The 26,210-nt window shown below is 69.5% G+C and carries 20 protein-coding genes and 1 tRNA gene; 11 read left to right on the top strand and 10 right to left on the bottom strand.

Annotation, left to right across the window (positions count from 1 at the left end; genetic code table 11):
* Window positions 1-291 precede the first annotated feature (291 nt).
* The 6 genes from hisC (at window position 292) to ACWFR3_RS15915 (ending at window position 10,875) form a co-directional block, all read left to right on the top strand.
* Window positions 292-1,371 carry a histidinol-phosphate transaminase gene (gene hisC, locus ACWFR3_RS15940; RefSeq protein ID WP_453735146.1) on the top strand — a complete coding sequence of 360 codons (1,080 nt, stop codon included), beginning with the start codon at window positions 292-294 and terminating at the stop codon, window positions 1,369-1,371.
* A gap of 243 nt (window positions 1,372-1,614) precedes the next feature.
* Entirely contained in the window at window positions 1,615-3,153 is a 1,539-nt protein-coding gene (locus ACWFR3_RS15935; RefSeq protein WP_453735145.1) for a cytochrome ubiquinol oxidase subunit I, read from the top strand.
* Window positions 3,154-3,167: 14 nt separating this feature from the next.
* Window positions 3,168-4,172, top strand: a complete 1,005-nt coding sequence (gene cydB, locus ACWFR3_RS15930) for a cytochrome d ubiquinol oxidase subunit II (protein WP_453735144.1) — start codon at window positions 3,168-3,170, stop codon at window positions 4,170-4,172.
* A gap of 55 nt (window positions 4,173-4,227) precedes the next feature.
* A complete protein-coding gene (gene cydD / locus ACWFR3_RS15925) occupies window positions 4,228-7,815 on the top strand; it encodes a thiol reductant ABC exporter subunit CydD (protein WP_453735143.1) in 3,588 nt (1,195 codons plus the stop codon).
* A gap of 76 nt (window positions 7,816-7,891) precedes the next feature.
* Window positions 7,892-9,655, top strand: coding sequence for a GAF domain-containing sensor histidine kinase (locus ACWFR3_RS15920; protein ID WP_453735142.1), 1,764 nt, complete (start codon window positions 7,892-7,894; stop codon window positions 9,653-9,655).
* 161 nt (window positions 9,656-9,816) lie between these two features.
* Entirely contained in the window at window positions 9,817-10,875 is a 1,059-nt protein-coding gene (locus ACWFR3_RS15915) for a M23 family metallopeptidase (protein WP_453735141.1), read from the top strand.
* 72 nt (window positions 10,876-10,947) lie between these two features.
* Here the strand turns inward: ACWFR3_RS15915 and ACWFR3_RS15910 are convergent, their stop codons facing one another.
* The 7 genes from ACWFR3_RS15910 to ACWFR3_RS15880 all read right to left on the bottom strand — a co-directional run bounded on the left by ACWFR3_RS15910 (window position 10,948) and on the right by ACWFR3_RS15880 (window position 18,287).
* Window positions 10,948-11,832, bottom strand: coding sequence for a Cof-type HAD-IIB family hydrolase (locus ACWFR3_RS15910; RefSeq protein ID WP_453735140.1), 885 nt, complete (start codon window positions 11,830-11,832; stop codon window positions 10,948-10,950).
* Between the two features lie 61 nt (window positions 11,833-11,893).
* Window positions 11,894-12,817, bottom strand: a complete 924-nt coding sequence (locus tag ACWFR3_RS15905; RefSeq protein WP_453735139.1) for an LLM class flavin-dependent oxidoreductase — start codon at window positions 12,815-12,817, stop codon at window positions 11,894-11,896.
* Window positions 12,818-12,896: 79 nt separating this feature from the next.
* On the bottom strand, window positions 12,897-13,493 hold the full coding sequence (locus ACWFR3_RS15900) for an RNA 2'-phosphotransferase (protein WP_453735138.1): 597 nt from the start codon (window positions 13,491-13,493) through the stop codon (window positions 12,897-12,899).
* A 150-nt stretch (window positions 13,494-13,643) separates the two neighbouring features.
* Window positions 13,644-14,567: a MerR family transcriptional regulator gene (locus ACWFR3_RS15895; RefSeq protein WP_453735171.1), complete on the bottom strand. Its 924-nt coding sequence runs from the start codon at window positions 14,565-14,567 to the stop codon at window positions 13,644-13,646.
* Between the two features lie 161 nt (window positions 14,568-14,728).
* On the bottom strand, window positions 14,729-15,661 hold the full coding sequence (locus ACWFR3_RS15890; protein ID WP_453735137.1) for a metal-dependent hydrolase: 933 nt from the start codon (window positions 15,659-15,661) through the stop codon (window positions 14,729-14,731).
* Window positions 15,658-17,439, bottom strand: coding sequence for an SDR family oxidoreductase (locus ACWFR3_RS15885; RefSeq protein ID WP_453735136.1), 1,782 nt, complete (start codon window positions 17,437-17,439; stop codon window positions 15,658-15,660). The genes ACWFR3_RS15890 and ACWFR3_RS15885 overlap by 4 nt, the downstream gene beginning before the upstream one ends.
* Window positions 17,436-18,287: a M24 family metallopeptidase gene (locus ACWFR3_RS15880; RefSeq protein WP_453735135.1), complete on the bottom strand. Its 852-nt coding sequence runs from the start codon at window positions 18,285-18,287 to the stop codon at window positions 17,436-17,438. The genes ACWFR3_RS15885 and ACWFR3_RS15880 overlap by 4 nt, the downstream gene beginning before the upstream one ends.
* 269 nt (window positions 18,288-18,556) lie before the next feature.
* On the opposite strand from ACWFR3_RS15880, the gene ACWFR3_RS15875 reads away from it, so the two are divergent.
* The 5 genes from ACWFR3_RS15875 (at window position 18,557) to ACWFR3_RS15855 (ending at window position 22,422) form a co-directional block, all read left to right on the top strand.
* Window positions 18,557-19,564 carry an ABC transporter ATP-binding protein gene (locus tag ACWFR3_RS15875; protein WP_453735134.1) on the top strand — a complete coding sequence of 336 codons (1,008 nt, stop codon included), beginning with the start codon at window positions 18,557-18,559 and terminating at the stop codon, window positions 19,562-19,564.
* A complete protein-coding gene (locus tag ACWFR3_RS15870; protein ID WP_453735133.1) occupies window positions 19,554-20,459 on the top strand; it encodes an ABC transporter permease in 906 nt (301 codons plus the stop codon). The genes ACWFR3_RS15875 and ACWFR3_RS15870 overlap by 11 nt, the downstream gene beginning before the upstream one ends.
* On the top strand, window positions 20,456-21,367 hold the full coding sequence (locus ACWFR3_RS15865; RefSeq protein WP_453735132.1) for an ABC transporter ATP-binding protein: 912 nt from the start codon (window positions 20,456-20,458) through the stop codon (window positions 21,365-21,367). Before ACWFR3_RS15870 ends, ACWFR3_RS15865 begins: the two co-directional genes overlap by 4 nt.
* A gap of 11 nt (window positions 21,368-21,378) precedes the next feature.
* Window positions 21,379-22,098, top strand: a complete 720-nt coding sequence (locus tag ACWFR3_RS15860; protein ID WP_453735131.1) for an ABC transporter permease — start codon at window positions 21,379-21,381, stop codon at window positions 22,096-22,098.
* Between the two features lie 237 nt (window positions 22,099-22,335).
* Window positions 22,336-22,422: transfer RNA gene (locus ACWFR3_RS15855), tRNA-Ser, on the top strand.
* A gap of 53 nt (window positions 22,423-22,475) precedes the next feature.
* Here the strand turns inward: ACWFR3_RS15855 and ACWFR3_RS15850 are convergent.
* The 3 genes from ACWFR3_RS15850 to pheA form a co-directional block, all read right to left on the bottom strand.
* Window positions 22,476-23,300: an HAD family hydrolase gene (locus ACWFR3_RS15850; protein WP_453735130.1), complete on the bottom strand. Its 825-nt coding sequence runs from the start codon at window positions 23,298-23,300 to the stop codon at window positions 22,476-22,478.
* Window positions 23,297-24,586 (bottom strand): serine--tRNA ligase, encoded by a 1,290-nt coding sequence (gene serS / locus ACWFR3_RS15845; RefSeq protein WP_453735129.1) that lies wholly within the window; start codon window positions 24,584-24,586, stop codon window positions 23,297-23,299. The genes ACWFR3_RS15850 and serS overlap by 4 nt, the downstream gene beginning before the upstream one ends.
* A gap of 614 nt (window positions 24,587-25,200) precedes the next feature.
* Window positions 25,201-26,136, bottom strand: coding sequence for a prephenate dehydratase (gene pheA, locus ACWFR3_RS15840; protein WP_453735128.1), 936 nt, complete (start codon window positions 26,134-26,136; stop codon window positions 25,201-25,203).
* Between the last annotated feature and the right edge of the window lie 74 nt (window positions 26,137-26,210).

Below are 26,210 nucleotides of genomic sequence, written 5' to 3'. Positions count from 1 at the left end.
AGGTCTCAACTCACCTTCACGGGTGATGCGCGCCACGGAGTGAGCCACCGGCGCGCGCCATGACGAGGAGCGCTCCCCCCTCCATGCGCGCCTGTCGGAGCCGATGGCGCTGACCCATTCGCAGCAGCGCTGAATCCTCATAAGGTGAGGAGTATTGACGTCAGGTGTTCAGGCGTTTCGGACGTGCCAGGTGTTTCAGACATGCCAGGTGTTTCAGATGTGCCAGGCACTTCGGATGTTCCAGGCGTTTCGGATGTATCAGGTGTTTCGGATATCAAGAGGAGGACTGCGGTGAGCGAGACGAGCCCGAGGCTGCGTGCCGAGCTGGAGGGTATCCCCACCTATAAGCCGGGGAAGCCTGCCGCCGCCGATGGCCCGGCGGCCTACAAGCTGTCCTCGAACGAGAACCCCTATCCGCCCCTGCCGGGCGTCATGGAGAGCGCGCTCGCCGCCGCGGGCACGTTCAACCGCTACCCGGACATGGCGTGCACGGGCCTGATGAGCGAACTCGCCGACCGCTTCGGGGTGCCGGTCTCGCACGTGGCGACGGGCACCGGTTCCGTCGGTGTCGCGCAGCAGCTGCTGCAGGCCACGTCGGGCCCCGGTGACGAGGTCATCTACGCCTGGCGGTCCTTCGAGGCGTACCCGATCATCACGCAGGTGAGCGGTGCCACGTCGGTGAAAGTGCCGCTGACGCCGGGGGACGTCCACGACCTGGACGCGATGGCCGACGCCATCACCGACCGGACGCGGATGATCTTCGTCTGCAACCCGAACAACCCGACCGGCACGGTGGTGCGCAGGGCCGAGCTGGAGCGGTTCCTGGACCGGGTGCCGAGCGATGTCCTGGTGGTGCTCGACGAGGCCTACCGCGAGTTCATCCGCGACACCGAGGTGCCCGACGGCGTCGAGCTCTACCGCGACCGTCCGAACGTGGCCGTGCTGCGTACGTTCTCCAAGGCGTACGGCCTCGCGGGCCTGCGCGTCGGATTCGCGATCGCCCATGAGCCGGTGGCCGCTGCGCTGCGCAAGACGGCGGTGCCCTTCGGTGTGAGCCAGCTCGCGCAGGACGCGGCGGTGGCCTCGCTGCGGGCCGAGGACGAACTGATGGGTCGCGTCGGGTCCTTGGTCGGCGAGCGCACGCGAGTGGTCGAGGCGCTGCGTGGGCAGGGCTGGACGGTGCCCGAGACGCAGGCGAACTTCGTGTGGCTGCGGCTCGGGGAGCGTACGGCCGACTTCGCGGCGGCGTGTGAGAAGGCCGGCGTGGTCGTGCGGCCGTTCGCGGGCGAGGGGATGCGGGCCACGATCGGGGAGACCGAGGCCAACGACATCTTCCTGCAGGCGGCGGAGGCGTTCCGCAAGGAGCTCTAGCCTCCGGCGGTGGTGCGCAGAGGGGTCGGGGACATGTCCTCGGCCCCTTTCGCTGTGCCCGCACGAGGCCGGTGGTGTGAGGTTCCCGTCAATAAGGGGGACCCCCTGTCATTGCTCGGAACCGGTACGACATAATGCTTGTGAATGTGAACGCGTTCACAAGCGTGTCCCGGTTCCTCCGAAGATCAGTGGAATTAAAGGGGCAAACTGCCGGTGTGATCACGGCCGTAAGGAGAAGTCGACGTGGATCTGGCTCTGGCGCCCGAGACATTGGCGCGATGGCAGTTCGGCATCACCACCGTCTACCACTTCCTGTTCGTCCCACTGACGATCTCCCTGGCCGCCCTCACGGCGATCCTGGAGACGGCCTGGGTGCGCACGGGCAAGGAGCACTACCTCAGGGCGACCAAGTTCTGGGGAAAGCTGTTCCTGATCAACATCGCGATGGGCGTCGTCACCGGCATCGTCCAGGAGTTCCAGTTCGGCATGAACTGGTCCGACTACTCGCGGTTCGTCGGTGACATCTTCGGGGCCCCGCTCGCCTTCGAAGCTCTCATCGCGTTCTTCTTCGAGTCGACCTTCATCGGCCTGTGGATCTTCGGCTGGGACAAGCTCCCGAAGAAGCTGCACTGCGCCACGATCTGGATCGTCTCCGCCGGGACCATCGCGTCGGCGTACTTCATCATCGCCGCCAACGCCTTTATGCAGCACCCGGTCGGCTACAAGATCGTGGAGCGGGACGGCACCAAGCGCGCGGAGCTCACCGACTTCTCGAAGGTGCTCTTCCAAGAGACGACGATCGTCAACTTCGCCCACGTCATCTCCGCGGCCGTCCTGGTCGGCGGCGCCTTCATGACCGGCATCGCGATCTTCCACCTCCGTAAGAAGCAGCACATCCGCACCATGCGGATGTCGATGCGACTCGGCCTGGTCACCGCGTTCGTCGGCACCCTGCTCACCGTGATCAGCGCCGACACCCTCGGCAAGGTCATGTACGAGCAGCAGCCGATGAAGATGTCGGCCGCCGAGGCCCTGTGGGAGTCGGAGAAGCCGGCGCCGTTCTCGCTCTTCGCTTACGGCGACGTGTCCAAGGGGCACAACGACGTGGCCATCGAGATCCCCGGAATACTGTCCTTCCTCGCCAAGAACAACTTCAGCGCCGAGATCCCCGGCATCAACGACCTCAACAAGGAAGCGCAGGAGAAGTACGGGCCCGGCGACTACCGGCCCAACATCCCCACCGCCTACTGGTCCTACCGCTGGATGATCGGCTTCGGCGGGGTCTCCATGGCCCTGTGCACCGCCGGGCTCTTCCTCACGCGGCGGAAGTTCTGGCTGGCGCCGGAGCACCGCACGGGCGAGGACGACGTGCCCAAGCTCATGCTCACCAAGAACAAGGAGCTGACGCCGAAGCTCGGCAACTGGTGGTGGCGGCTCTCCCAGTGGACGCTGATCTTCCCCCTCATCGGCACCGCCTGGGGCTGGATCTTCACCGAGACCGGGCGTCAGCCCTGGGTGGTCTACGGCGTCCTGAAGACCAAGGACGGGGTATCGCCGGGGGTTTCGCAGGGTGAGGTGATCACCTCGCTGATCGTGTTCACCGCGATCTACGCGATCCTCGCCGTGATCGAGGTGAAGCTGCTGCTCAAGTACATCAAGCAGGGCCCGCCCGAGCTCACCGAGGCCGATCTCAACCCGCCCACCAAGATCGGTGGGCCGGGAGCCGGATCGGGCTCGGACAGTGACGAAGACGCCGACCGGCCCATGGCCTTCTCGTACTGAAGGAGTTGACCGACATGGAACTTCACGACATCTGGTTCGTGCTGATCGCCGTTTTGTGGATCGGCTACTTCTTCCTGGAGGGCTTCGACTTCGGGATCGGCGTCCTCACCAAGCTGCTCGCCCGGGACCGGACCGAGAAGCGGGTCCTCATCAACACCATCGGTCCCGTGTGGGACGGCAACGAGGTGTGGCTGCTCACGGCGGGCGGCGCTACCTTCGCCGCCTTCCCCGAGTGGTACGCGACGCTCTTCTCCGGCTTCTATCTGCCGCTCCTGATCATCCTGCTCTGCCTGATCGTGCGCGGTGTCGCCTTCGAGTACCGGGCGAAGCGGCCCGAGGAGAAGTGGCAGCGCAACTGGGAGCAGGCCATCTTCTGGACCTCGCTGATCCCGGCGGTCATGTGGGGCGTGGCCTTCGCCAACATCACGCGCGGCGTGAAGATCGACGCCCACAAGGAGTACGTGGGCAACGTCTGGGACCTGCTGAACCCGTACGCGATCCTCGGCGGCCTGGTCACCCTGACGCTGTTCACCTTCCACGGCGCGGTGTTCGCCTCGCTCAAGACGGTGGGGGACATCCGGATGCGGGCGCGGAAGCTGGCGCTCGGGCTCGGTCTGGTGACCGCTGTCCTGGCGCTCGGGTTCCTGATCTGGACGCAGGCGGAGAACGGGGACGGCAAGAGCCTGGTCGCGATGGTCGTGGCCGTGGTGGCGCTTGTCGGTGCGATCGTGGCGATCAAGATGGGGCGCGAGGGCTGGTCGTTCGCGCTGTCGGGCATCACGATCGCGGCCGCCGTGGCGATGCTCTTCCTGACGCTCTTCCCGAACGTCATGCCGTCGTCGCTGAACGAGGAGTGGAGCCTCACGGTCACCAACGCCTCGTCGAGCCCTTACACCCTGAAGATCATGACCTGGTGTGCCGGAATCGCGACGCCGGTCGTGCTGCTCTACCAGTCGTGGACCTACTGGGTGTTCCGCAAGCGGATCGGGACGCAGCACATTGCTGATGCGGCGCACTGAGTTCTTCGCCCGCTGATCTCCTTGGCCGCCGATTCCTTCGGAGGGTGTGTTTCACGTGAAACCAATCGACCCGCGTCTGCTCCGTTACGCCCGCGCCACCCGGTTCTTCCTGGTCGCGGTGGTGGTCCTCGGTGTCGCCGGGGCGGGGCTCGTGATCGCCCAGGCGATGCTCATCGCCGAGATCGTGGTCGGGGCCTTCCAGAAGGGGCTCGCCCTAGGCGACCTGGGGACGCCGCTCGTCCTGCTCGCGGTGGTCGCGGCGGGGCGGGCGCTCGTCGCCTGGCTGACCGAGCTCGCCGCACACCGGGCGAGCGCGGCGGTGAAGTCGGAGCTGCGGGGGCGGCTCCTTGAGCGGGCGGGTGCGCTGGGTCCGGGTTGGCTGGGAGGGCAGCGGACCGGCTCGCTGGTCTCGCTGGCGACGCGGGGCGTGGACGCCCTGGACGACTACTTCTCGCGTTATCTGCCGCAGCTGGGGCTCGCGGTGGTGGTTCCGGTGGCGGTGCTCGCGAGGATTGTCACCGAGGACTGGGTGTCGGCGGCGATCATCGTCGTGACGCTGCCGCTGATCCCGGTCTTCATGATCCTGATCGGCATGGCGACCCAGAACCGCATGGACCGTCAGTGGCGGCTCCTCTCCCGCCTGTCGGGGCACTTCCTGGACGTGGTGGCGGGTCTGCCGACCCTGAAGGTGTTCGGGCGGGCGAAGGCACAGGCCGAGTCGATCCGGCAGATCACGGGCGAGTACCGGCAGGCGACGATGCGCACGCTGCGCATCGCCTTCCTGTCGTCCTTCGCGCTCGAACTGCTCGCGACGCTCTCGGTGGCGCTGGTCGCGGTGACGATCGGGATGCGGCTCGTCCACGGGGACATGGATCTGTACGTGGGTCTGGTGATCCTGATCCTGGCGCCCGAGGCGTATCTGCCGCTGCGGCAGGTCGGTGCGCAGTACCACGCGGCGGCGGAGGGGCTCTCCGCCGCCGAGGAGATCTTCGAGGTCCTGGAGACCCCGGTGCGGGCCGCCGGGACGGGGGCGGTGCCGGACGGCGCGCTGAGCGTGGAGGGCGTGACGGTGCGGTATCCGGGGCGGTCATCGGACGCCGTCTCGGCGGTGTCGTTCGCCGTGGAGCCCGGTGAGACCGTGGCTCTGGTCGGGCCGAGCGGCGTGGGCAAGTCGACCCTCCTCGACGTGATCCTCGGGTTCGTCGAGCCTGCCGAGGGGCGGGTGTGCGTCGGGGGCGTCGATCTGGCCGGGGTCGCGCCGGAGCGGTGGCGGGAGCGGATCGCCTGGGTGCCGCAGCGGCCGCACTTGTACGCGGGTTCCATCGCGGAGAACGTACGGCTCGCGCGGCCGGATGCGGACGATGCCGCTGTGCGGGATGCGCTGGAGGCCGCGGGGGCCGGGGAGTTCGTCGCCGCGCTGCCCTCCGGGGCGCAGACCGTGCTGGGGGAGGACGGGGCCGGACTGTCCGCCGGGCAGCGGCAGCGGCTCGCTCTGGCGCGGGCTTTCCTCGCCGACCGGCCTGTGGTTCTGCTCGACGAGCCGACCGCGGCTCTGGACGGGGAGACCGAGGCGGGGGTCGTCGAGGCGGTACGGCGCCTTGCCGTGGGGCGGACCGTACTGCTGGTGGTGCACCGGCCGGCGCTGCTGGGGATCGCCGACCGGGTCGTACGGCTTGAGGCCGTCCCGGGCGCGGGGGGCGAGCAGCCGCGGGTGAACGGGGCTGTCGTCTCGCGGGCGGTGGTGACGGGGGACTTGGCGGCGCCGGTGGCGGTGTCGGTGACGGGGGACTTGGCGGCGCCGGTGACTGCGCCTGCGCCTGTGTCGGGCAGCGCGGCGGCGGGTGACGCGGTGGAGGCTTCGCGGGACGTCCGCCCGAACGCCGGGGTCCTGGCCAGGGTGCGGGGTGCGGCGCAGGCGCGTAAGGGCAAGCTCGCGCTCGCGCTCCTGCTCGGCGCTCTCGCGATCGGCAGCTCCGTAGGCCTTATGGCCACCTCCGGGTGGCTGATCAGCCGGGCATCGGAGCAGCCCCCGGTGATGTACCTGATGATCGCGGTGACGGCGACCCGTGCCTTCGGGATGGGCCGCGCCGTCTTCCGTTACGCGGAGCGGCTCGTCTCGCACGACGCCGTCCTTCGCATGCTGGCCGACACCCGCGTCGCCGTCTACCGGCGCCTGGAACGCCTCGCCCCTGCCGGGCTCGGCAAGACCCGCCGCGGCGATCTGCTCTCCCGCCTGGTCGCCGACGTGGACGCCCTCCAGGACTACTGGCTGCGCTGGCTCCTGCCCGCGTCGGCCGCCGCGGCGGTGGGCCTCGGAGCCGTCGGCTTCACGGCCTGGCTGCTGCCCGAGGCCGGTGCGGTCCTCGCCGTCGGACTGCTCCTCGCCGGAGTGGGCGTACCGCTGCTCTCCGGAGCCGTCGCCCGCCGGGCCGAGCGGAAGCTGGCCCCCGCGCGCGGGGTGCTGGCCACCCGCGTGGCCGATCTGCTCACCGGCACCGCGGAGTTGACGGTCGCAGGCGCGCTGACCCGTCGTACGGCCAAGGCGAAGGAAGCCGATGCCGAGCTGACCCGGATCGCCTCCAGGACCGCCACGGCCACCGCGCTCGGCGACGCGCTCGGCGCACTCGCCACGGGGCTCACCGTGGCCGCCGCCGCTGTCGTCGGCGTACAGGCGCTGCACGACGGCAGGCTCAGCGGTGTCGCGCTCGCCGTCGTCGTCCTGACTCCGCTCGCCGCCTTCGAGGCCGTCCTGGGTCTCCCGCTCGCCGTGCAGTACCGCCAGCGCGTCATGAAGAGCGCCGAGCGCGTCTACGAGGTCCTCGACGCGCCCGAGCCCGTCCCCGAGCCCGCCGTGCCCGCAGAGCGCCCGCAGACGCCCTTCCCGCTCCGTGTCGAGGGCCTTCACGCCCGGTACGAGGGGCAGGACCGTGACGCGCTCGCGGGTGTGAGCCTGACGCTGGAGCGCGGACGGCGCGTCGCGGTGGTCGGGGCCTCCGGTTCCGGCAAGACGACGCTCGCCCAGGTGCTGCTGCGCTTCCTGGGGGCGAGCGACGGCACGTACAGCCTGGGCGGCACGGACGCGGCCACGCTGGACGGCGACACCGTGCGCGAACTCGTCGGGCTCTGCGCGCAGGACGCGCACATCTTCGACAGCTCCGTACGCGAGAACCTGCTCATCGCCCGCAAGGGCGCCGGCGACGACGAACTGCTCGGCGCCCTGGAGCGGGCCCGGCTCAGGGAGTGGACCGACTCGCTCCCCGAAGGGCTCGACACCCTGGTCGGCGAGCACGGGGCCCGCCTCTCCGGGGGCCAGCGCCAGCGCATCGCACTGGCCCGCGCGCTGCTCGCCGACTTCCCCGTACTCGTCCTGGACGAGCCCGCCGAACACCTCGACCTGCCGACCGCCGACGCCCTCACCGACGATCTCCTCGCCGCCACCGAAGGACGTACGACGCTGCTCATCACGCATCGCCTCGCCGGGCTCGACGCGGTGGACGAGGTGATCGTCCTGGACGCGGGGCAGGTGGTGCAGCGCGGTGCGTACGCGGACCTCGTGGTGGTGGACGGGCCGCTGCGGCGCATGCGGGAGCGGGAGCGGGCGGCGGATCTGCTGGTGGCGGCGGGACTGGTGGTGGCGGGATAGGAAGGCCGTCGCCCGCGACCGGTCGACCACGTACGCCGACTTTCCTCGCCAAATAGGACTAACTACTCTCAAAGGCATGTCAGCCCCCTCGGCCTCCGCCGCCTCTCCGCAACCCGAAGACACATCGGGTGCATCGGGCGCGCCTGGCGCATCGGGCTCGGCTGAGGGAGCCCAGCAGGCGACCCGCGGCCTCCAAGGGCTCTCCCCCGAGCTCACCGCGCGGGTGCCGCAGCTCCTCGAGGCGATGCGTTCCGTCGGCGCCGGGCTCGAACTGCACACCACGCTGGACCGCATCTGCGAGACGGCGGCCGAGCTCGCGGACGCCCACTACGCGGCGATCGGCGTCGTGTCCGAGGACGGCAAAGGGCTCTCCGATTTCGTCTACACCGGCATCGACGAGGAGACCGCCGAGCGCATCGGACGCCTGCCCGACGGACACAAGGGGCTGCTCGGCGCGCTCATCCACCAGCCGGAGACCCTGCGCCTCGCGGACCTTTCGACCGACCCGCGCTCGTGCGGTTTCCCGGCCCACCACCCGCCGATGCGGACCTTCCTCGGCGTTCCCATCCGCGTCCAGGGCGAGATCTTCGGCAACCTCTATCTCACCGAGAAGCGGGGCGACGCCGACTTCAACGAGTACGACGTGCACATGGTCCGCGTGCTCGCCACGGAGGCGGGCATCGCCATCGGCAACGCGCGTCTCTACGAAGCCGCCATGCAGCGCGAGCGCTGGATCGACGGCTCCGTGGCGGTCACCACGGCGCTGCTCTCGGGCAGCGACGCGGAGGAGGCGCTCGCCGTCGTCGCCGAACAGGCCCGCCACCTGGCCGACTCGGCCGCCGGGATCGTGCTCCTGCCCGACGATGAGGGCGGGATGGAGATCGTCGCCGTCTCCTCGGACGAGCCCTCCGGGATGCTCGGCGTGATCGTCCCTCCGGAGAGCCACATCATCGGCGAACTGCTCGCCGGGGACTCCGTCTTCCTCGACGACGCGGCCACGGACCCGCGCGTCCTGACCGACCTCGCCCGCGGCTACGGCCCCGTCATGATGCTGCCGCTGCAGAGCGACGGCCGCGTCATGGGGACGCTCGTCACGCCACGCGCGCGTGGCGCGCGACCGTTCAGCGAGACCGAGCGGACCCTCGCGACCCAGTTCGCCTCGCAGGCCGCGCTCGCCCTGATGATGGCCGAGGCGCAGCGCGACCGGGAGCGGCTCGCGGTGTACGAGGACCGCGACCGCATCGCGCGGGACCTGCACGACCTGGTCATCCAGCGCCTGTTCGCCACCGGGATGATGCTGGAGAGCGCCCAGCGAAGGTCCGTCGTGCCCGAGGTGCAGACGGGTGTCGGCAAGGCCGTCGACGAACTCGACGTGACGATCCAGGAGATCCGGACGGCGATCTTCGCCTTGCAGCAGGGTCCGGCCGAGGCTCCCTCCGGGCTGCGCACGCGCGTCCTGCGCGAGATCAATATGGCCGCGGTGCCGCTCGGCTTCAAGCCCACGCACCACTTCGCGGGGCCCGTGGACACGGTGGTCGGCGAGCTCACCGGCAAGAACCTCATCGCGGCGCTGCGCGAGGCGCTGTCCAACGCGTTCCGGCACGCGCGAGCCGACCGTATCGACGTCGTCGTCGACTCGACGGTGATCCTTCCCGACGGGCAGCAGGGCGTACGTCTGACGGTGTCGGACGACGGGGTCGGCATCGCGGAGGGCGGCCGGCGCAGTGGCCTGAAGAACCTCAAGAGGCGTGCGGAGTCGCTCGGCGGAGACAGTTGGTACGGGGCCGGCATCGGGGAGGACGGGGCCGGTACGACGGTGGTGTGGCAGGCGCCGTACTGACGGGTGCTGACGGGTGCTGACGGGTGCTCTCCCCAGGAGGCTCCGCAAGCGTCTCTGGGGCCCTGTTCAGCCGTACCGCAGTCGGCCTTTCGTGGCACCGGTTGCCCCAGGTGCAGGAGTTGCACGGGACCGGCGACGGCCGCAGGGCAACGATCCGTGACATGCGCTTACGTCACCGCGGTAGCCGCCGCCCGCTCGTCATCGTGTCGGTACTGCTGTGTGCGCTGCTGTGCCCTGGGCCTGCCGATGCTGCCGATACCGCCGATGCCGCTGAAGGGCCGGGTACGAGCGCCGAGGTGGCCCGCCTCTACGAGGAGGCTTCCGCGGCGACCGTGCGCTACGAAGCGGGGCGGCGCGCCGCGAAGGTGCAACGCAAGAAGGTCCGGAAGCTGGACCGGCTCCGCACGAAGGAGCGGCGCGCGGTCGATGTGCTGCATGAAGACCTCGGTCGGATGGCCGGCGCCCAGTACCGCAGCGGAGGCGGTCTTCCGCTGACCGCCCAGCTCCTGCTCGCGGAGAGCCCGGAGGAGCTGATGCGCGGCCGTCGGCTGATGGGGCGGGCGGACCTCGCCGTCACCCACGCCGTCGGCAAGACCCGGCGGGCCGCCGCCAGGCTCGCGGACGCCAAAGGCAGGGCGGACCGCGCCGAACGCGTCCTCGACCGGCGCAACGCACGCCTCGCGAAGCTGAAGCGCGGGATCGAGAACAAGCTGGAGTCGGCGCGGTGGACCCTGCAGGGCGAGGCCGACCGGTCGGTCGCGGCCGGGAAGTGCAGGGGCTCCGTACGTCTTGATCAGCCGAAAAGGGCCTCCACGCGCGCGTGGGTTACGCCGGTGAAGAGGTACGAGCTGTCGGCGGGCTTCGACAGCGCCGGTGCGCGCTGGGCGCACCGGCACACCGGGCAGGACTTCGCGGTCGGCATCGGGGCGCCGGTGCGGGCGGTCGGCGCGGGCCGGGTGAAGTCCGTGTCGTGCGGAGGCGGCTTCGGCATCGAGGTCGTGGTGTCGCACAAGGGCGGTTACTACACGCAGTACGCGCATCTGGCCGCCGTCACCGTCGACCAGGGCGAACGGGTGCGGCCCGGGCAGTGGCTCGGCCAGGCGGGCACCACCGGCAACTCGACGGGGCCGCACCTGCACTTCGAGGTGCGGCTCACGCCGCGTCAGGGGTCGGCGGTGGATCCCGGCAAGTGGCTGGAGGGGCGGGGGGTGCGGCTCTAGCGCTGGGCGCCGGGCCGTTCTTGTCTCCCTCGCCGGCCTCTGGCCCCGCCGGCCTCCGGCCCCCTAGCTTCTCTAGTCCCGCTGTTCGTTCAGGATGCGCTCGATGACGACCGCGACGCCGTCCTCGTTGTTGGCGACCGTGCGCCCCGAAGCGGCTGCGAGCACGTCCGGGTGCGCGTTGCCCATCGCGTACGAGGTGCCCGCCCAGCTGAGCATCTCGATGTCGTTCGGCATGTCGCCGAAGGCGACGACCTCCTCGGGCATGATGCCGCGCTCGGCACAGCACAGTTCCAGGGTGCTGGCCTTGGAGACGCCGGGACCGCTGATCTCCAGGAGGGCGCTGGGGCTGGAGCGGGTGATCTCCACCTGTCCGCGCACGGCCTTGCGGGCCACGACCAGGAAGTCGTCGGGCGCGATCTCGGGGTGGAAGGCCAGCACCTTCAGGATGGGCTGGGTCGCGTTGTCCGAGTCCTCGGCGAGGAGCTTCTCCGCGGGGGCGACGCTCTCGCCTGGCTCCAGGTGCAGCGGCGGATACGTCGGCTCGTGGTGCAGGCCGCCGGTCCGCTCGACCGCGAAGGACGTGCCGGGGGCCGCCTCGCGCAGCAGGCGGACGACGTCCAGCGCGTCCTCGCGCCGCAACTCCCGCACCTTCACGAAACGATGGCCGCCGGAGCCGTCGTGCAGGTCGACCACGGCGGCGCCGTTGCCGCAGATGGCGAGGCCGTGGCCGTGTACGTGGGCGCTGACGACGTCCATCCAGCGGGCCGGGCGGCCGGTCACGAAGAAAACCTCGATTCCGGCCCGCTCGGCGGCGGCGAGTGCGGCGACGGTGCGGTCGGAGACCGACTTGTCGTCACGCAGCAGGGTGCCGTCCAGGTCCGTGGCGATCAGCCGGGCCTTGGGCCGGTGAGGGACGGAGGCGGCCGGGGTCTCGGGCCGTTCGGTAGCTGAGGTCACGCCATCGATTGTCCCGCACATGGCTGCACGGGCGTGCGCTGGGTCGCACATCTGAGTGCCTTTACGCCCCTGCTGTGCCGCCGCCCAGCTGGACCAGGGCCTCCGTGGCGATCCGCTCGAAGAGCTTCTCGTCGGCCGCGAAATCCGTCCCCGGAAGCGGCCAGTGCAGAACGATCTCGTTGAAGCCCAGCTCAGCGTGGTTGCCGGCGAAGTCCACGAAGGCGTCGAAGGAGTCAAGAGGGCGGTCAGGGGTGAACCCGGTGAGCAGGATCTTGTCGAGTTCGGCGGCGTCGCGGCCGATCGCGTCGCACGCCGTTGCCAGCTTCTCCGCCTGTCCGCGGATGGCTTGAAGTGACTGTTCCGGGGTGCCGTTCTCGAAGAGCTTCGGGTCGCCCGTGGTCACCCAGGCCTGCCCGTGGCGGGCGGCGAGCTTCAGGCCGCGGGGCCCGGTGGCGGCCACGGCGAAGGGCAGCCGGGGGCGCTGGACGCAGCCGGGGATGTTGCGCACCTCGGATGCCGAGTAGTGCTCGCCCTCGTGCGAAACGACGTCTTCCGTAAGAAGACGGTCGAGCAGGGGCAGAAACTCGCCGAAGTGGTCGGCACGCTCGCGCGGCGTCCAGGGCTCCTCGCCGGTCTTGAGCAGCGCGGTGGCGTCGAAGCCGTTGCCGCCCGCGCCGATGCCGAGGGTGATCCGGCCGTCGGACACGTCGTCCAGCGTGATCAGGTCCTTGGCGAGGGTGACCGGGTGCCGGAAGTTCGGCGAGGTGACCAGGGTGCCGAGGCGCAGCCGGTCGGTGGCGGCCGCGGCCGCGGTCAGGGTCGGCACCGCGCCGAACCACGGCCCGTCGCGGAAGGTCCGCCAGGACAGGTGGTCATAGGTGTACGCGGTGTGGAAGCCGAGCTCCTCTGCCCGCTGCCAACGCTCCTTGCCGCCCTCGTGCCAGCGGCGGACGGGCAGGATCACGGTGCTCAGACGCAAACTCATGCATCAGAGCGTATGCCCCGGGGAGCGACGCTTCTTCTGCTGCGCGCCGCGGTGCGGTCGGCGGGCGGCAGGGAGCCCGTCAGTGCTTGGCCGGGAAGCGGATGTAGCCCGGGGGCACGGCGGCGGTGAGCCAGACGCCGTTGGCGCTGACCTGGAAGACATGCCCGTCGCGGTGCATCGCTCCCGTGTCCACGGAGAGCACGACGGGCCGCCCGCGGCGGGCGCCGACACGGGTGGCGGTCTCGCGGTCGGGCGAGAGGTGCACGGCATGGCGGTTCATGGGCCGCAGTCCTTCGGCACGGATCGCCGCCGTGTTGCGGGCCACCGTGCCGTGGAAGAGGTACGGGGGCGGGGTCGCCGGAGGCAGATGGAGGTCGACGTCGACGGAGTGGCCCTGGCTGGCGCGGATTCTGCCGTCTTCCACGGCGAAGCGCTGTTTGTCGTTCACGGCCACCACATGGTCGAGCTCGGCACGGGTGAAGCGGAAACCGTGTGCCTCTGCCGCGGCGACAAGTGCGTCGATCTCCACCCAGCCGTTCTCGTCGAGCGTGAGCCCGATCCGCCGGGGCTGGTGGCGCAGATGCCTGGACAGGTATTTCGACACCTTCACCGTGCGCTGTTCGTCCGCCGCGCGTCGATCGCCGGACGCCTCGTCGGCGGGGGGTTCTCCATTCATCCGTTCAGCCTCGCTGCGAGCCGTTCTTCCCGCACTTGATTTTCGTCCACCGACTTTTCATCCGACACTTTTCGTCCACAGGTTTGATCCACAGCCAAGTCCAGTTATCCACAGGGTAATTGGCGATTCTGTGGACAACGGCCAAGCTATTTAACCTATTTGGTCAACAGATCCACTATTGGCATGACTTGCCGCAAGTGCGTCTAATGTCCGGGCCTGGACCTCGCGTTCAGCGGCAGCGGCAACGAACGCCGCAGCGTTCTCACGGCCAACCAGCGCCTCGACGGCCTGCATTGTCGACGCCGGCAGTGCCACCGGGAACGGCTCGTCCGTGGGTCGGGCCGGTTGCCCCGAGGCGAGGTGGTGCTTGAGGTGACGGGTGGCGAACAGACGCATGGCACGCGCCAGTTCGGCGTCGACGGATTGCTGGGCGAGCGGCCTCAAGCGACGAACGAGAGCGGCCGCCTCCGCCGCGTCCACCTCGCTCGGCGGGTTATGACCCAGATAACGCGCGAAGACGTGCTCGGTCGTGAACTCCAGGAAACGGGAGGCTATGTGCTCGACCTGTCCCCTCAACTCCCGCAGATGGCCCGAGATCGCGGACAACGGAACACCGGCCGCATGCAACTCAACCGCTACCGCCAGCTCTTGGGGACTCGGAACCAGGAATTCGTTTTCCCGGCCCGGCACGGGCTCCAGGACGCCGAGCGCGATCGCGTCGGCCACCGCGGCTTCGTCCGGCTCGCCGCCGAACGCCGCGTCCAGCTCCGCCCGGGTCATCCGGTCGGCCTTCTCGTCCGTCCACGGGCCGTCGACCTCGGCGGCGAGCCCCAGGACGCCGCCGAGCCCACGCCCCGCGTCCCAGGCCTCGAGCAGCTCCTTGATCGACGCCAGGGTGTAGCCCCTGTCGAGCAGATCGGCTATCTGCCGCAACCGGGCCAGATGGGCGTCGCCGTACACATTGGCCCGGCCGCGCCGCTCGGGCCGGGGGAGCAGGCCGCGGTCCTGGTAGGCGCGGATCGTCCGGACCGTGGCGCCACTGTGGTGCGCCAGGTCCTCGATGCGGTACTCCACGGGCCTGTGCCCGGGTCCGTGGCGGTCCACGGGCCTGTGCTCGGGGCCATGGCGGTCCACGGGCCCCTGCTCGGTACCGTGCCCGGTGCCGTGGTGACCCACCGGTACCTGTCCCGCGCCCGACTGATCGTCCACGCTCCCCGCCTCCGTTGAACCTCGTGCTAGGCGATGGCCGCCCGGCCGACCGCAGCCGCCGCGGCCCGTGCCGCGGGTGACTCCGCCAGGTATGCGACGGCCTTGCGCAGCGAGCCTTCCTGCGAGGGATGGTACGACCGCCGCAGATAGCGGGGTACGGCCGCACCGAGCTCTCGCCACGTGGGCAGCAGGCCCTTCCCGACCGCCTTGTTGTGCTCGGCAAGGGAGTAGCGAAGGCGCCCCGCGAGCTGCGGGTCCCGGCGCATCAGATAGGCGGTGCCCCAGATCCACAGGTACAGCATCACGGGCGCCGTGACCGTCATGCCCGCGATGCGGCGGACATAACGGGCCGGGCCCTCACCACCGCAGTGCTGGTACATGTCGAAGGCGACCGAGCGGTGCTCGACCTCCTCCGCGCCGTGCCAGCGCAGCAGATCGAGCATGACCGCGTCGGCGTCCGCGTGGTCCAGGCCCTCGGCGTGCAGCACCCAGTTCCCCAGGACCGCCGTGAACTGCTCGATCGCAGCGACGACCGCGAGGCGGAAGCGCAGCCACTCCTGCGTCGGTATCGGCGCCCCCATCGGCGGCTTCTCGCCGAGAAGCTTCTCGAAGAGGAAGTCGACGTACTTGGTGAACGCGGCGGTGTCGAGCCGCTGCGCCGCCAGGTGGTCCAGCACGTGCGCGTGCTGCACGCTGTGCGTGGCCTCCTGGCCCATGAACCCTTTGACGTCCCCCCGCAGCACCGGATCGGTGATCAGGGGCAGGCCTTCCTTGAAGACCTTCACGAACCACCGCTCCCCCGCAGGGAGAAGCAGATGCAGCACGTTGATGACGTGGGTGGCGGTGGGCTCGTCCGGTATCCAGTGCAGCGGGGTCCGTTCCCAGTCGAACGAGACCCGGCGTGGAACGATCGTGTAGTGCTCCTCGGCGTTCGTGTCGGTGCTTTTCTCCGTGCTCACAGCGGCGGCTCCATTCGAGCGATCGCACGCAGGGCCCTGGGCGTGAAGCGGGACATGAGGTGGGCGCCACGGGCTTCCGGGGTGACCGGCACGACCGCCTGGTTCTTGACGACGGCGCGCAGGATCGCGTCGGCGACCTTCTCCGGCGGGTAGTTCCGCAGGCCGTACAGGCGCGAGGTCTTCTTCTGGCGGCGCTTCTCCTCATCGGCGTCGACGCCCGTGAAGTGCGTGGTCGCCGTGATGTTCGTGTTCACGAAGCCCGGGCAGATCGCGGACACCCCGATGCCCTGGCCCGCGAGCTCCGCACGCAGGCACTCGCTCAGCATCAGGACCGCGGCCTTCGAAGTGCTGTAGGCGGGCAGGGCCTTGGACGGCTGATACGCCGCGGCGGACGCGGTGTTGACGATGTGGCCGCCCTGGCCGCGCTCGGCCATCTGCTTGCCGAAGAGCCGGCAGCCGTGGATCACGCCCCACAGATTGACGTCGAGGACCTTCTTCCAGTCCTCGGCGCTCGTGTCGAGGAAGGAGCCGGAGAGGCCTATCCCCGCGTTGTTCACCAGGACGTCGACGATGCCGTACTCGCTTGCGACCTTCTCGGCGAGCTTCTCCATGGCCTGCTCGTCGGCGACGTCCACCGTCTCGCCCCATGCCTCGGGGGCGCCGACAAGACGGGACATCTCCGCCGTGCGCGCCGCGCTCTCCGCGTCCCGGTCCACGGCCACCACGCGCGCGCCCGCCTCGGCGAACGCGAAGGCGGTGGCCCGGCCGATGCCGCTGCCCGCGCCGGTGACCAGGACCAGCTGGCCGCCGAAGCGATCGGCGTGCTTCCCCCTGGCCACACTGTCCTTCGCGGGCACGCCGTCCTCGTTGGTGGTGACGAAGTCCGTGATCCACGCGGCCAGTTGGTCGGGCCGCGTACGGGGCACCCAGTGCTTTGCCGGGATGCTGCGACGCACCAGTTCCGGAGCCCAGACTTCCAGCTCGTCGTAGAGCCGCTCCGAAAGGAAGATGTCGCCGGACGGCGTGATGAGCTGCACGGGCGCGTGTGCGTAGGCGTCGGCGCGGGGCCTGCGCATCCGCGCGCGGACGTTGTCGCGGTAGAGCCATGCTCCGTGCGCGGCGTCCGACGGCAGCGACGACGTCGGGTAGTCGCCCGCCGGCACCTTCTCCATGCGCTGGAGGATCTTGGGCCACTGCTTCCCGAGGGGGCCGCGCCAGGCGAGCTCGGGGAGCACCGGCGTGTGCAGCATGTACACGTACCAGGACTTGGCGCCCTGGCCGAGGAGCTGGCCGACCTTGCGCGGGGTGGGCCGGGTCATCCTCTTCTTGATCCAGTGCCCGAAGTGGTCGAGCGAAGGCCCCGACATCGAGGTGAAGGACGCGATCCGCCCCTCGGTGCGCTTGACCGTGACGAATTCCCAGGCCTGCACCGAACCCCAGTCGTGGCCGACCAGATGCACCGGCTTGTCCGGGCTCACCGCATCGGCGACGGCCACGAAGTCATCGGTGAGCTTCTCCAGCGTGAAGCCGCCGCGCAGGGGCTTGGGAGCCGTCGACCTGCCGTGGCCGCGCACGTCGTAGAGCACGACGTGGAAGCGGTCCGCGAGGCGCTCGGCGACCTCCGACCAGACCTCCTTGGAGTCCGGATAGCCGTGCACGAGCAGGACCGTGGGCTGCGTCGGGTCGCCGAGCTCGGCGACGCACAGCTCCACTCCGCCCGTGCGCACCCAGCGCTCGCGGGCGCCCTTGATCCCCTTGGTGGTTGCTTCGGTGCTCATGCGGCGGCCCTCTCCTCAGCCCAGCGCCGCACATGCGGCAGATCGTCGTCCAGCCAGAACGCGCTCTGTTCGGGGTCCTTGGAGTCGGTGACGACCAGGATCTCCTCGAACTTCGCGCCCGTACCCCTGAATCCAAGGTGCGGTTCGACCGCCCAGAGCCCCGGCCGGGGCGGGTGGTCGGAGAATTTGTACGGCGACCACAGCGGGGACCAGCCGTCCCGGTGGCCGTGGATCGCGTCGCTCGCAAGGCCCTTCAGGGACTGGGTGCCGAAGCCGAACACATGCGGCGACCTGCGGCGCTCCTTGACCCTGTCGATCTTGTGCGCGATGACGCCGAAGGGATACGCGCGATGGCGGTTCGCATAGCCCTGGCGGACCATGAGCCGGTCCACGTCCTCATAGATCTCGCGCAACGTGCGGCGCTCACGCACCTCGCGCAGGAGCAGCTCGCGATGCGCCTCGAGGTCGGCGAGCAGCTTGTCGTGCACGGGGTTGAGGCCCAGGCAGCCCGAGTAGCCGATGTCCGCCGTATATCCCTTGTGGACCGGGGCCATGTCGAGGATGAAGGGCATCCCCGGCTCGAGGCGGCGGTTGGTGGGGAAGAACTGCAGCGGTATCCGGAAGTTCACGAACGCCGTGCGGTCCCCGAACCAGGCGAAAGGCAGGTGGAACCAGTCCCGCACACCCCGCTCACGCAGCCACTCACGCTGCATCCGAGCCGCCTCGCGCTCGGTCACACCCGGCTTGAGCTGCGCCGCGACCGCCTCCGCGCATTCATACGCGAGGGTCTGCACTTCCCTGAACCCCCGCAGGTCCGCGGAGAGTTCACCTGCCACTGTTGAGGTCATGCCACCGTCCGTCCGTGTCCGTCATCGCAGTACGCGTGTCCGGTCCATCGCAGTACGCGTCCGTAACTTGACACTGGTGAATGTGACAATGCTCAGCGGCTACGTCAATAGCTGTGCACGAGCCGGGCCCGAGTCCGGGGACGTCTGCGGGTTGTCCCCGAGGGGTCGACCTCAGGAGGACCCTTACGGGCCCGTAATACCCGAGAGTGAGGCGAGGACAGGCCCCTGGTCTGACGCCTTGGTGTGGCCTGCGCCACTAACTTCGAACCGTGACTGTGATCGCGACCGAAAGCCTGAGCAAGCGGTTCCCGAGGGTGACCGCGCTTGACCGGCTCTCCATGGATATCGGGCCCGGTGTGACCGGACTCGTCGGAGCCAACGGAGCCGGCAAGTCCACACTGATCAAGATCCTGCTGGGTCTGTCCCCCGCCACGGAGGGCACCGCCGCCGTGCTCGGCCTGGACGTCGCCACCAGTGGCGGCCAGATCCGCGAGCGCGTCGGCTACATGCCCGAGCACGACTGCCTGCCGCCCGACGTGTCGGCCACCGAGTTCGTCGTCCACATGGCACGCATGTCGGGGCTGCCGCCCACGGCTGCCCGCGAACGCACCGCGGACACCCTGCGGCACGTCGGTCTCTACGAGGAGCGCTACCGCCCCATCGGGGGCTACTCGACGGGGATGAAGCAGCGGGTGAAGCTCGCACAGGCCCTCGTCCACGACCCCGACCTGGTCTTCCTGGACGAACCGACCAACGGTCTCGATCCCGTGGGCCGTGACGAGATGCTGGGCCTCATCCGCCGCGTCCACACGGACTTCGGCATCTCCGTCCTGGTCACCTCGCACCTGCTCGGCGAGCTGGAGCGCACCTGCGACCACGTGGTCGTCATCGACGGCGGCAAGCTCCTGCGGTCCAGTTCCACCACCGACTTCACCCAGACCACCACGACGCTGGCCGTCGAGGTCACGGACACGGACGAGCACCCCGACGGAACGAAGGTCTTCCGCGAGGCGCTGCAGGGCCGCGGGGTCGCCACCCATGAGGGAAGCGGCCTGCCCGGTGCCGGGCACACCGTGCTGCTCGAGGCGGACGGCGACGAGACGTACGACCTGGTCCGTGATCTCGTCGCCGACCTCGGCCTCGGCCTGGTCCGGATGGAACAGCGCAGGCACCACATCGCAGAGGTATTCCAGACCGACCAGCCCGAGCGGACGGATCGGAACGAACCGTCCGAGAAGACGCAAGCGCGGAAGGAGGAGGTCCGTCATGGCGGTTGAGCAGCCCCCGGCACGCGCCGGCGAACAGACCCAGATCCACAACATCGGCTATCGCAAGTACGACGGCGCGCGCCTGGGCCGCGCCTACGCCCGCCGCTCGCTCTTCTCCCAGAGCCTGCGCGGAGCGTACGGACTCGGCCGCTCGGCCAAGTCCAAGGTCCTGCCCATGATCCTCTTCGCGGTGATGTGTGTTCCCGCCGCGATCATGGTGGCGGTCGCCGTGACCACCAAGGCGAACGACCTCCCCCTCGACTACACCCGATACGCGATCGTGCTGCAGGCCGTCATCAGTCTCTACCTCGCCGCCCAGGCCCCCCAGACCGTCTCGCGCGACCTGCGCTTCAAGACCGTCCCCCTCTACTTCTCCCGCCCCATCGAGCACAGCGACTACGTACGCGCCAAGTTCGCGGCGATGGCCTCGGCCCTCTTCGTCCTCACGGCCGCACCGCTGCTCGTCCTCTACGTGGGGGCGCTGCTCGCCAAGCTCGACTTCGCGGACCAGACGAAGGGCTTCGGCCAGGGGCTCGTCTCCGTGGCGCTGCTCTCGCTCCTCTTCTCCGGCATCGCCCTCATCATCTCGGCGATCACACCCCGCCGGGGCTTCGGGATCGCCGCCGTCATCGCCGTCCTGACCATCAGCTACGGAGCGGTGTCCACGGTCCAGGCCATCGCCTACGAACAGGGCAGCACCGACGCCATCGCCTGGCTCGGCCTCTTCTCGCCGATCACGCTCATCGACGGCGTACAGACCGCCTTCCTCGGCGCGACCTCCGCCTTCCCCGGAGGGGAAGGCCCCTCGTCCGGCACCGGCGTGGTCTACGTGATCGTCGTCCTCGCCCTCATCGCGGGCTGCTACGGCGCGATGATGCGCCGCTACCGAAAGGTCGGGCTGTGAGCACCATCAACATCGACCACACCAGCCGCTGGTTCGGCAACGTGGTGGCGGTCAACGACATCACGATGAACGTAGGACCGGGCGTCACCGGCCTCCTCGGCCCGAACGGCGCGGGCAAATCCACCCTCATCAACATGATGGGCGGCTTCCTCGCCCCCTCCACCGGCAGCGTCACGCTCGACGCCAGGCCGATCTGGCGCAACGAACAGATCTACAAGGACATCGGCATCGTCCCCGAGCGCGAGGCGATGTACGACTTCCTCACCGGGCGCGAATTCGTCGTCGCCAACGCCGAGTTGCACGGCCTGGACGAGCGTGCCGCGCAGAAGGCCCTCGCCACGGTCGAGATGGAGTACGCACAGGACCGCAAGATCTCGACGTACAGCAAGGGCATGCGCCAGCGCGTGAAGATGGCGTCCGCCCTCGTCCACGAACCGTCGGTGCTCCTGCTCGACGAGCCGTTCAACGGCATGGACCCCCGCCAGCGCATGCAGCTGATGGACCTGCTGCGACGCATGGGGGACGAGGGCCGCACGGTCCTGTTCTCCTCGCACATCCTCGAAGAGGTCGAGCAACTGGCATCGCACATCGAGGTGATCGTGGCCGGCAGGCACGCCGCGAGCGGCGACTTCCGCAAGATCCGCCGTCTGATGACCGACCGCCCGCACCGCTACCTGGTGCGTTCCAGCGACGACCGCGCCCTGGCCGCCGCCCTGATCGCAGACCCGTCGACGGCAGGAATCGAAGTCGACCTCAAGGAAGGCGCCCTGCGCATCCAAGCCATCGACTTCGGGCGCTTCACCGCCCTGTTGCCACGCATCGCCCGCGATCACGACATCCGACTGCTCACGGTCTCGCCCTCGGACGAGTCCCTCGAGTCGGTCTTCTCCTATCTCGTCGCGGCCTGAAGGGAGCCATCGTGTACGACCCCACTGTCGCCCGGCTCACCTACCGGGCCCTGCTCGGCCGCCGCCGGGCGCTGATCCTCTTCGCCCTGCCCGTCCTGCTGATCGTCATCTCCGCCGCGGTCCGCGGATTCAGCGGAGCCGACGACCAGGTCGCCTCGGACCTCCTCGGCGGCTTCGCGCTCGCCACGATGGTGCCGATCATCGGCGTCATCGCCGGCACCGGAGCCATCGGCCCGGAGATCGACGACGGCTCCGTCGTCTATCTCCTCTCCAAGCCGGTCAAGCGGCCCACGATCATCGTCACCAAGCTCACCGTCGCCATCGCCGTCACCATGGCCTTCTCCGCGATCCCGACGCTGATCGCCGGCCTGATCCTGAACGGCAACGGCCAGCAGATCGCCGTGGCGTACACCATCGCCGCCCTGGTCGCCTCCATCGCGTACGCCGCGATCTTCCTGCTCCTGGGCACCATCACGCGGCACGCGGTGGTCTTCGGACTCGTCTACGCCCTCGTGTGGGAGGCCCTCTTCGGGTCGCTCGTCGCCGGGGCGCGCACGCTCAGCGTCCAGCAGTGGTCGCTCGCCGTCGCCCAGAAGACCGCGGGCGGTGATCTGGTCACCTCGGACGTCGGCCTCCCGGTGGCCACCGTGCTCCTTGTCGGCGTCACGGTGCTCGCCACCTGGTACGCCGGGCAGAAGCTGCGGTCGCTGAAGCTGGCCGGGGAGGAGTAATTAATCGGTGGCGGGCGGATCGGGTCGGCGGGCACAGTAGTTGTGTCACCGCGCCAAGACCCTGGCGCCCGCTTACCGGGAGAGGAGCCGACGTGTCCATCAGCAGTCCGTCGAGTTCCCAGCAGGGCAGCCCGCGGCAGGCCCCGGAGTAGTTACTCACTCCGTAGAGCCCCGCCCGCGGGAGTTTGCCCGGGGCGGCCGCTTCGAGCGCGCACTTCGTGCGCGGGCCGCCCACCCGGAGGATTGGCCGAGTGGTAAGGCAGCGGCTTGCTAAGCCGTCGTCGGGGTTCACGCCTCGCGCGCGTTCGATCCGCGCATCCTCCGCAAGACGTTGCACCGGGCTTGAGCCGATTCATCGCCACGCGGCACAGGTGTGATCAGGCCAGGAACCGCTCGAGCACCGTCGCGATGCCGTCGTCCTCGTTCGACGCCGTCACCTCGTCCGCCACCGCCCTGAGTTCCTCGTGGGCGTTGGCCATCGCCACGCCGTGCGCCGCCCAGCCGAACATCGGGATGTCGTTGGGCATGTCCCCGAAGGCGATCGTGTCCGCGGCCTTCGCGCCCAGGCGGCGGGCCGCGAGGGACAGGCCCGTGGCCTTGGAGAGACCGAGGGGGAGCAGTTCGACGATGCCCTCGCCGGCCATCGTGACGCCGACAAGACCACCCGCCACCTGACGCGCCACCGAGGCCAGCTCGTCGTCGCTCAGGCCGGGGTGCTGGACGTACACCTTGTTCAGCGGGGCCGCCCACAGCTCGGCGACGTCCGTGAACGGGACGGCGGGCAGCGGGCCGTCCTGCACCGCGTACCCGGGGCCGACGATCACCTCGCCGTCCAGGCCGTCACGGCTCGCGGCCAGCGCCAGCGGGCCGATCTCGGCCTCTATCTTGGCCAGGGCGATACCGGCAAGCTGCCGGTCGAGCGTGACCGACGTGAGCAGCCGGTGCTCGCCCGCGTGGTAGACCTGCGCGCCCTGCCCGCACACCGCCAGGCCGTCATAGCCCAGATCGTCGAGGATGTGCCGGGTCCAGGGCACGGCACGGCCGGTGACGATGATGTGCGCGGCGCCCGCCGCGGTGGCCGCGGTGAGCGCGTCGCGCGTACGCGCCGAGACCGTGTCGTCGGAGCGCAGGAGCGTTCCGTCGAGGTCGGTCGCGACGAGTTTGTACGGGAAGGACGGTGTGGCAGGAGCAGGGTGACTCACTTGTTGGTGGGCTCCAAGATCTCTCGTCCCCCCAGGTACGGACGCAGTACCTCGGGCACCCACACGGAGCCGTCGGCCTGCTGGTGATTCTCCAGGAGGGCGACGATCGTGCGCGGGACGGCGCAGAGCGTGCCGTTCAGCGTCGCGAGCGGCTGCGTCACCTTCTTGCCGTCGCTCTCGTCGCGCATCCGGATCGAAAGACGGCGCGACTGGAAGCTGTCGCAGTTCGACGCGGACGTCAGCTCGCGGTACTTGCCCTGCGTCGGGATCCACGCCTCGCAGTCGAACTTCCGCGAGGCCGAGGAGCCCAGGTCACCCGTGGCGACGTCGATCACCTGGAACGGCAGACCGAGGCCGGTCAGCCACTGCTTCTCCCACTCCAGGAGCCGCTGGTGCTCGTTCTCCGCGTCCGCCGGGTCGACGTACGAGAACATCTCGACCTTGTCGAACTGGTGCACGCGGAAGATGCCGCGGGTGTCCTTGCCGTACGTGCCGGCCTCGCGGCGGAAGCAGGGCGAGAAGCCCGCGTACCGCAGGGGCAGCTTGTCGGCGTCGATGATCTCGTCCATGTGGTAACCGGCGAGCGCGACCTCGGAGGTGCCGACCAGGTAGTAGTCGTCCTTCTCCAGGTGGTAGACGTTCTCGGCGGCCTGGCCGAGGAAGCCCGTGCCCTCCATGGCGCGCGGACGGACCAGGGCGGGCGTCAGCATCGGGATGAACCCGGCCTCCGTCGCCTGCGCGATCGCCGCGTTCACGAGGGCCAGTTCGAGCAGCGCGCCGATGCCCGTCAGGTAGTAGAAGCGCGAGCCGGAGACCTTCGCGCCGCGCTCGACGTCGATGGCGCCGAGCAGCTCGCCGAGCTCCAGGTGGTCCTTGGGCTCGAAGCCCTCGGCCGCGAAGTCGCGCGGGGTGCCGATGGTGTCGAGGACGACGAAGTCCTCCTCGCCGCCGACCGGGACGTCCGGGTGGACGAGGTTGCCCAGCTGCCCAAGCAGGCGCTTGGTCTCCTCGTCGGCCTCGTCCTGTGCGGCGTTGGCCGCCTTGACGGCGGCGGAGAGCTCGCCGGCCTTCTTCAGGAGCTCGGCCTTCTCGTCACCCGAGGCCTTGGGGATGAGCTTGCCGAGCGCCTTCTGCTCGGAACGGAGCTCGTCGAAGCGGAGCCCGGACGACCTGCGCCGCTCGTCGGCGGAGAGCAGGGCGTCGACGAGCTCGACGTCCTCTCCACGGGCGCGCTGGGAGGCGCGAACACGGTCGGGGTCCTCACGGAGCAGGCGAAGGTCAATCACCCCACCAGGCTACCGTCGAGCGGTTCGGGCTCTCGACTCGATATTCCACCCCGTGGCGTTATGACCGATTTGCCGGAATGGGAATTCCGGAATGCGGCGCACCCCGCGGCATGCCCCGTACATCGGCGATCAGGGTCAATGGAAAGGGCGTCACTCCCCGAAACGGGGCAGAGGGGACGTGCTCCCTTGACTCGATCCCCTTGCGGGGGGCGGGACTTGGCGGGCCGGTTGTCCACAGGAATATCCCCTGCCGAAAAGTTATCCACAGGCTGTGCGAAAGATCTGTGGATGCCGGAAGAGATCGTTCCGAAAGCCGCATGCGCGACGAAGGATTCCCGTCCCAAACCACCCTCACACCCACTTTCGAGTGGAAATGGTTCGCTCCAAAGAGTTGATCAATGGAAAAGGGTGGACGAGGGGTGACGTGCGCGACTGTGGACGGACTTGTGGGGTGTAGGCCGATTTGTCGACCATGTCACGCTTCGTTGTCGACTTGTCCCCAGGTCGAGAACAGGCCCTGTGGATAACTTTGTGGATAACGTAAATCAGCAGGTAAGACCGCTCACAACCGGCCGACGCAGCCGGCCGTCAGAACCGGCCGTCAGAACCGGCCGTCAGAACCGGCCGTCCTGGCACTGGGTCAGCCAGTCCGACGCGGCGAGGAACTCGCCGTCGGTCGTACCGGGTCGCAGCGGCCGTACGTCGGCGGGCGTCACCCCCGCCCTCGGATAGGACCCGAGGAAGCGCACCTGCGGGCAGATCCGCTTGAGGCCCATCAGGGCCTCGCCCACGCGGCGGTCCGTGATGTGGCCTTCGGCGTCCACCGAGAAGCAGTAATTACCGATGCGCTTGCCGGTGGGCCGCGATTCGATCCGCATCAGGTTGACCCCGCGTACGGCGAACTCCTGGAGCAGTTCGAGCAGTGCGCCGGGGTGGTCGTCGCCGAGCCAGATGACCACCGAGGTCTTGTCCGCACCGGTCGGCGCGGCGGGGCGGGCCGGGCGGCCGACCAGGACGAAGCGGGTCTCGGCGGTCGCCGCGTCGTGGATCTCGCGCACCAGCGGTTCGAGGCCGTACGTCGCCGCCGCGAACTCGCCCGCGAAGGCGGCGTCGAAGCGTCCCTCCTGGACCAGACGGGCGCCGTCCGCGTTCGACGCCGCCGATTCCCACAGGGCGTCCGGGAGGTTCGCCGCGAGCCAGTTGCGGACCTGCGGCTGGGCCACGGGGTGGCCGGTCACCGTCTTGATGTCCTTGATCTGCGTGCCCGGCCGCACGAGCAGCGCGAAGGCGATCGGGAGCACGACCTCGCGGTAGATCATCAAGGGCTCGCCCTTGGCGAGCTCGTCGACGGTGGTCGTGACACCGCCCTCGACGGAGTTCTCGATCGGCACGAGCGCGGCAGCGGCGTCGCCGCTCCGGACCGCGTCGAGTGCGGCCGGCACGGACACCATCGGGACGAGCTCCCTGGTGGCCGCTTCAGGGAGCGTACGGAGGGCTGCCTCGGTGAAGGTGCCCTCGGGGCCGAGATAGGTGTAGCGCATCGCCGACATACCGTCACCCTAATGGCCCGTACGTGGCACGGCTCACGCGTCTCACGAAGCGGCGCACGCCTCACGCATCCGCG

This window comes from Streptomyces sp. NPDC055189, from assembly GCF_053606765.1.
Note: the sequence above shows the minus strand (reverse complement) of the source record. Positions and strands in the feature narration are given on the sequence as shown.